General features: G+C 69.3%; 1 protein-coding gene. It reads right to left on the bottom strand.

All coding sequences use genetic code 11. The features are described 5' to 3' along the window. Positions 1 to 90: 90 nt before the first annotated feature. A complete protein-coding gene (locus L1785_RS04290; RefSeq protein WP_236087906.1) occupies positions 91 to 2,457 on the bottom strand; it encodes a sialidase family protein in 2,367 nt (788 codons plus the stop codon). Between the last annotated feature and the right edge of the window lie 529 nt (positions 2,458 to 2,986).

The raw sequence follows: 2,986 nt of genomic DNA, 5'->3' as shown, positions 1-2,986 counted from the left end.
TGGCGCGTGTGGGGGGACCTGGGGCGCGGGCTGGGGGGTGCCGGGCCGGGCCCCGCCACCCCGGATCGGTTGCTCGTGGACCTGGCGGCCTCAGTCGGCGATGTCGCCGTAGACGATGCCGCGGCCGTTGGTGGTGAGGTAGACGCGGCCGTAGATCCACGGGTCGCCGGTGATGGCGGACCCCGACCAGGCCCACTGGTGGTCGTCGTCGTTGATGCGGACCCAGGTGATGCCGCCGTCGGTCGAGCGGTAGATGGCGGCCTTGCCGTTCATCTCCGCCGAGGTGTAGATCGCCGGGTAACCGGATAGCTTGGCGGCCTTGCCGAAGCCGACCGACTCCGCCGTGTCGAACTCGACGATGGGCTTCCAGGTGGCGCCGCCGTCCTTGGAGCGCCACATGCCGCCCGCGATGTCCTTCTCGGTGTCGCCGCGCCCAGCCAGCCAGACGTGGTTCTTGTGGCCGGGGACGGCCCGGAAGTCTTCGACGCCCGCGGTCGGCAGGCCGGTCGCCCCGGTGTCGGTGAACGTTGCGCCGCCGTCGGTGCTGCGGTAGAACGTGCCGCCGGAGAACGAGTAGAGGACCGACTGGTTGACGCGGTCGGACCGGACCTTCGCGCCCGCCGGGAGTCCCTGGACCAGGTTCCACGTCTCGCCCAGGTCGGTGCTGTACACCGGGGTGACCTCGGTGTTGTTCGGCGACCAGACGATCACCGATGCGTCGGCGGTGATCGCGACGGTGCCGCCGTGGCCGTCGCCGGGGACGCCCTCGACGCGCGACGCGTTCCGCCAGGTCCTGCCGCGGTCGGTGGAGACGCCGACGTGGCCCTTCTCGTTGCCGTGCACGTTGCCGGTGCCGACGATGATGTCCGGGTTGAACTGGGCAAAGTCGACGCTGGTGCCGGTGGACCAGCCGGTGTTGATCATCGTCTCGGCCCGGTCGAGGTTGGTGTGGACGAAGCCGCCGACGTCGCCGACGGCGGAGACGAGCGCGCCGCCCAGCGCCGCGAGGTCGAGAGAGGCGGTCTCCTCGACGCCTTGGGCGCGCACGCCGACCGTGAACTTCTCGATCGGCAGGGCGACGCGCTGACCGGCTTCGTCCTCGCCGACGAGCTCGCCCTGGGCGTCCCACTTCGTCAGCTCTTCCGTGCCCCAGATGGTGGCGCCGGTGCCCCACATGATGCGGTCGGAGTTGTGGGGGTCGATCGCGAAGGCGTCGATCATCCACCCGTGCTTGACCGCGTATGCCGGACCCTGGTCCTCGCCGTTCCAGGACAGCCACGGGGATCCCGAGTTGTCCATGACGAACCGGTCGGTGCGGTTCTGGCCTTCGGCGTAGTCCCAGCTGAGCGACCAGGTCTGTCCCGAGTCGGTGGAACGGTAGAGGATCTCGTCGGGCCACCAGTTGTTGCGCGTTGCCGCCATGAGCGTGCCGGGGTTCTGGCGGTCGACGGTGATGCCGCCGAAGCCTGGGATCACGCCTCGCGGGTTGTAGGACGGGGTGACGTCGGTCCATTCGCCGGTCTGGGTCGCCAGGCGCTGGATCCTGCCGCCGTCGCCCGAAGCGGGCGCGCCGTTGTAGGGACCGGGGTCGTGGCTGGTGACGACGTACAAGTATCCGTTGGTGTTGTCCACAGCCGACTGAGTTGGGATGGTGCGGTTGCCGTCGGCGGTACCGAGGGCTTCAGCCGCGCCGGGGACAGCCTGCCAGGTCGCGCCGCCGTCCTCGGAGACGTACAGCGGATCGTCCGGGTCGGCCACACCGACGTAGATCTTGCCGCCGATCTGGTCGAAGTCGATCCAGATCACGCCCTGGTTGTCGGCGAGGACCGGGTTCGACGCGTCGACGACGAAGTTGCCGGCGTTCGGGAACTCCTCGACACGCGCCCAGGTGCGGCCGTAGTTGAGCGAGCGCCACAGCCCGTTGCCGCTGGGGGTGCCGAGATACAGCTCGGCGTTGTTGGCCGGGTTGACGACGAGGCGCTCGCCCATGCCGCGGCCGGGCATGTTGCCGCCCTGCTTGAACGGGAGCTCGGCGATGCCCCAGGTGTCGCCCTTGTCGTCGGAGTAGAGCACCGCGCCGTTGTTCGGGTCCCAGTCGATGGTGTAGGTGCCCACCGCGGCGTAGACGCGGTTGGTCTCGACCGGGTCGGTGGCCATGGAGACGACCCCGGAATAGCCCCACTTGTCGCGGCCGACCCAGTCCAGGAGCGGCTTCCAGGTCCGGGAGCCCTCCTGCCAGCGGTAGCAGCCGCCGATGTCGGTGCGGGCGTAGATGAGGTTCGGCTCGGTCTCGTTGAAGACGATGCCGGGCACGAAGCCGCCGCCGTTGACGACGGCGTTCTTCCAGGTGTAGGTGCACGCACCGCGCGCGTGGGCCTTGGCCTGTGCCGGCGCGGGCGGGAGGGCGATCGCGACCGCGGCCGCGCCGATCGACGCGAGGAAAGTGCGTCGTTGCATGATGCTCTCCTTTGGGTCTGGTGACAAGGGACTGGTCTGGAGCAGGCGGCGTACGAGGGAGAGCCGCGCGTCCTTGAGCGGAGAAGCGCTCGAAGGGGCCCCGGTCGTCACCGAGGGTGCCCTTCGTCGCGCACTTGCGGTCGTAGCGCTGTCGATCGTTGAAGCGCTTCGACAATGGAAGCGGCGAAGTGTGCCATTGTCAAGGTATAGCGCCAGGCCGGATAGACATTGGGCCAGACGAAACGCTTCGATCACAAATGGTTCTTATGTTGTCGCGGGAGTGGACAGGCTCCATCCAGCCGCGCCGGCCAGCCGGTCCACCCTGCGGATCTGCACCGCCCGCCCGGGCGCGCGCTCCGCCCGCAACGGGTTGAGGCTCGGCCGCGGGCGGGAGCAGTCCGAGTGATCCCATCGGTTGACGTCCGGCGTCGGACAGCGACCGGGTACCAGGAGGCCCGGGCTCCGCCAGGAGCCCGGGCCCCGGTAGTCCCAACTCATCGTCCTTCGAGAGTCCGAGTACGGTCCGTGG

Origin of the sequence: Antribacter soli (assembly GCF_021568775.1) — a bacterium.
In the GTDB taxonomy this organism is placed as follows: domain Bacteria; phylum Actinomycetota; class Actinomycetes; order Actinomycetales; family Cellulomonadaceae; genus Antribacter; species Antribacter soli.
This window is presented reverse-complemented; position numbering and strand designations above follow the sequence as displayed.